The organism is Skermanella sp., assembly GCF_059503625.1.
In genome coordinates, this window is the sequence record NZ_JCACHA010000150.1 from 1 (window position 1) to 3,697 (window position 3,697).

The 3,697-nt window shown below is 67.1% G+C and carries 3 protein-coding genes; 2 read left to right on the plus strand and 1 reads right to left on the minus strand.

Features of this window, described 5'->3' with window-relative positions; genetic code table 11:
- Positions 1-263: 263 nt before the first annotated feature.
- Entirely contained in the window at positions 264-1,649 is a 1,386-nt protein-coding gene (locus AC5JJ6_RS04130) for a M48 family metalloprotease (protein WP_496040831.1), read from the minus strand.
- 76 nt (positions 1,650-1,725) lie between these two features.
- Between AC5JJ6_RS04130 and AC5JJ6_RS04135 the strand changes: the two genes are divergently transcribed.
- Both AC5JJ6_RS04135 and AC5JJ6_RS04140 read left to right on the plus strand, forming a co-directional pair.
- Positions 1,726-3,096 (plus strand): gamma-glutamyltransferase, encoded by a 1,371-nt coding sequence (locus tag AC5JJ6_RS04135; RefSeq protein WP_496040832.1) that lies wholly within the window; start codon positions 1,726-1,728, stop codon positions 3,094-3,096.
- A gap of 86 nt (positions 3,097-3,182) precedes the next feature.
- The coding region (locus AC5JJ6_RS04140; protein ID WP_496040833.1) for an aminotransferase class I/II-fold pyridoxal phosphate-dependent enzyme at positions 3,183-3,697 on the plus strand (515 nt) is incomplete at its 3' end.

A 3,697-nucleotide genomic window follows, 5' to 3' on the forward strand; every position in this document is an offset into this window, starting at 1 on the left:
CGATCTGCTCGATGGCTGTCTTGTCGGCCGTGGTCTGTTGTGCCGCGGCTGGCGAAACAGGTGCGGCGCAAGCCATGGCCAGCAGGACGGCAGCGGCTGATGTGCGGATCGAATTGGCGGGGCGCTGCATCTGGAGTCTCTCCGAGAAAGAATTCCGGCACGATGTCAAAGCGGACGGCTGGCGGCAAGCCCCGGTTGGGGCCGGTACGACATTTGACGCCGATGTGATCGTCACTATAGGCGCTTGGGATCGGCGTTTCGGGTCAGCGCTTGGGCGGCCGGTCGGTCGCCGTCCGGATGTCCTGGGCGCGAATCCAGCCCGGCGACCCGGTCGGCAACTCGCGCTCCGCCTTCTCCGCGTGGAAGCGGGCGACGCCGCGGTCGCCGCGCCCCATCGCCTCCTCCGCCAGTGCATAGGACAGCATGCCCTGCTGGTTCTGCCGGCCATAGACCGTCGCGATCAGCCGCCATGTGAAGGGCGTGCGGGGCTCCTCCTCGGCAGCGACCTTGAGGTTCCGGAGCGCTTCGTCCAATACCCGGTCGTCGTTGGACTCGATCAGCGCATGCGCCAGCGAACTGCGCAGCAGGGCCGAGTCGGGCAGAAGTTCCACTGAGCGCCGGTACGGCGGGATCGCTTCGGCGACGCGGCTGTTCTCCAGCAGGACCTGCCCTTTCAGCTCATGGAAGAAGGGGTTGTCCGGCTCCTCCTTGATCAACTGGTCGATCATGGGGAGTGCCTGCTTGATGTCGCCTCGCTGGTAGAGGGCTATCGCGCGTCCATAGCGTGCCGGCAGTGCGGTGTCGGACTCGCGGAACCGCTGGAGGGCGATCTGGGGCTGCACGAACCCAAGAAGCTTCGCGCGCATGCGTGCATGCATATCGTCATAGCTGGCCGGCAACGGCTTGTCGGAGACCCTGGAGTGCTCGACGTGGTAGCGCACGCTCTCGATGCGGTCGAGGGTCAGCGGATGGGTGCGGACGAAGGCGTCCTGCCTGTCGGTCGGGCGAAGGTCCTGGTTGCCGAGCTTCTCCAGGAAATTCAGCAGCCCTCGTGCCGAGATGCCGGCCTGATCCATATAGCCGAGCGCCGCCTGATCGGCGGTGCTTTCCTGTGCCCTGCTATAGGCCAGATAGGAGCGGCGCGCCATTTCCGTGCCGCCTCCCAGGATGGCGGCTCCGGCGCCGGCCTCCCCGGTGGCGAGGGCGGCGCCGAGTCCGAGAAGCGCACTGAGGATGGCCTGGGCCGAGGCACCTTCCATCGCTTCCTGCGAGCGGATCAGGTGGCCGCCGGCAATATGGCCTATTTCGTGGGCGATGACGCCGATCAGTTCGCCGGGGCTCTCGCTTTCCAGCAGCAGCCCGGTGTGGATGAACAGGTTCATGCCGCCAGCCACGAAGGCGTTGAGCGAACTGTCCTTTACCAGCGCGATTTCCACGCTGTCGCCGTTGATGCCCGAGACTTCGAAGATTGGCTCCGCGTAAGTGCGGATGATATGTTCGATCTCGGCGTCACGGATGAACTGGAGGCGCCGCTGCTGCTGCTGCGCTTCCGCAGGTGCAGCCGACATACCCACCATTGCCACGGCTGCAAAAGCCACGGCCAGGATACGAACCTTGACCACCAGTTTCCGCGGTAAACGCAAAGCCATGCTTTCTCCCACACGCCGATTGCCGGCCAGTCGCCTAGCTTATACGCAAATCTGGCAACGGTTGGGCATTTTTACCATGGCCGCCGCAGCACTTGCCGGTTGCGCTTCCAATCAGCCGGTACGCCTTGGAGCCCATCAGGTCAATGCCGGGATCGCCGCCGACGAGCCGCGCGCGGCTGCGATCGGCCGCGATATCCTGTCGCAGGGCGGCAATGCGGTCGATGCCGCGACCGCCATGGCGCTGGCGATGTCCGTCACGCTGCCGACCCGCGTCGGCCTGGGCGGCGGCGGCGTCTGCGTCGTCCATGACGCGACCAGCAGCCAGACCCGCACGCTCGATTTCCTGCCGCATTCCGCTACCGGCACCGACGACGCCGGTGTCGCGGTGCCCGGTCTGGTGCGCGGCATGGCCGCGCTGCACGCGGCCCACGGCAAGATGCGGTGGGAGCAGTTGATCGTCCCGGCGGAGGCAAAGGCGCGATTCGATACCCAGATCTCGCGGGCGCTCGCTCGCGACCTCCAGGTCTTCGGCGGCATCGCGGGTGAGGATCAGGCAGCCAAGGCCGTGTTCCTGCCGACCGGCGCGACCCCGCCGGGCGAAGGGCAGAGCCTTCAGCAGAACGATCTGGCCAATGTCCTGTCACAGCTGAGGCAGCGCGGGGCTGGCGGGTTCTACAGCGGCCAGCTGGGCGAGAAGATCGCGGCCGGACTGGGGATCGATCCCGGGAAGCTGAGCGGTTATCAGGCGCAATGGCGGCAGACCGACGACGTGCAGCATGGCAACGACGTGATGCGTTTCGCCAGCGTGCCGAACGGCGCGCCGGCCGCCGGAGCGCTGCGGGACGCGGCATCAGCGCCGGATGGCCGGCGCAATGCCGGACTGATCAAGGCCCTGGAGAAGGTCGAGCCGGAAGGGCCGCCGACCGCCGGTCTGGTCAGCTTCGACCAGTTCGGTCAGGCCGTCGCCTGCACCTTCTCGCTCGGCGGGCCCTTCGGCACCGGCAAGATGATCCCGGGCACCGGGATCATGCAGGCGAAGGCCACCGGGGCGCGTGGCGTCGGCGGTCCGGCCATCATGGTCAACCCGAGCCTCAACCACCCGCTGTTCGCCGGCAATGCCGGATTGATCGGTGTCGGCGTGGGCGAGGAAGGGGCGGGTGCCGCACCGGCCGCACTCGTCAATGTCGCCCTGAGAGTGCTGGAGCAAGGAATGAGCGCTCAGGAAGCCGTTGCGGCTCCCCGGCTGGCGCCCGATCCCGCCGGCGGCACGCTGATCGAGGAAACCGCCGAACGTTCCGCCGCTGGTGTCGAGGGCGAGATCTACAGCGTACAGGCACTTGGGCGAGTCAATCTGGTCAGCTGCAAGGTCGATCGCAGCACCGGAGGCAGGTCCTGCGCCGCCGCTACCGATCCTCGCGGATTCGGCCTCGCCTATACCATCAACTAGGACGGCTTGGGGACGGGGAGCCTTGGCGGGCGCCAGGGCTTCCCGAAGTTCGGTTCAGGTTTACTGTTTTTATGTCAGGTCAGGCTATGTCTCTGAAAGTCGCCAAACGGGGCGCGATCTCCCCGTTCATCGTCATGGAAGTCATGCGGGCCGCGGCGGAGCGCGAAGCGGCTGGCGGCGACGTGCTTCATCTGGAGGTAGGGCAGCCATCCTCCGGAGCGCCGGCAGCCGTGATCGCGGCGGCGAAGCGGGCCCTCGACGGCGACCGCCTTGGCTACACCGACGCCCTCGGCATCCCGCCGCTGCGCGCCGCGATTTCCCGCTTCTATCATGACCGCTACGGCATCGTGGTGCCGGAGCGCAGGGTGGTGGTCACGACCGGCTCGTCCGCCGGCTTTCTGCTGGGTTTCCTGGCGGCATTCGAACCCGGCGACCGGGTGGCGATGGCGGCTCCCAGCTATCCGGCTTACCGGAACATCCTGACCGCGCTGGGCGTGACCCCGGTGGAGATGCTGGCCGGGCCGGGGTCGCGCTTTCAGCCGACTGTCGAACACCTGGAGAACCTGGGACATCCGGTCGAAGGACTGATCATCGCCAGCCC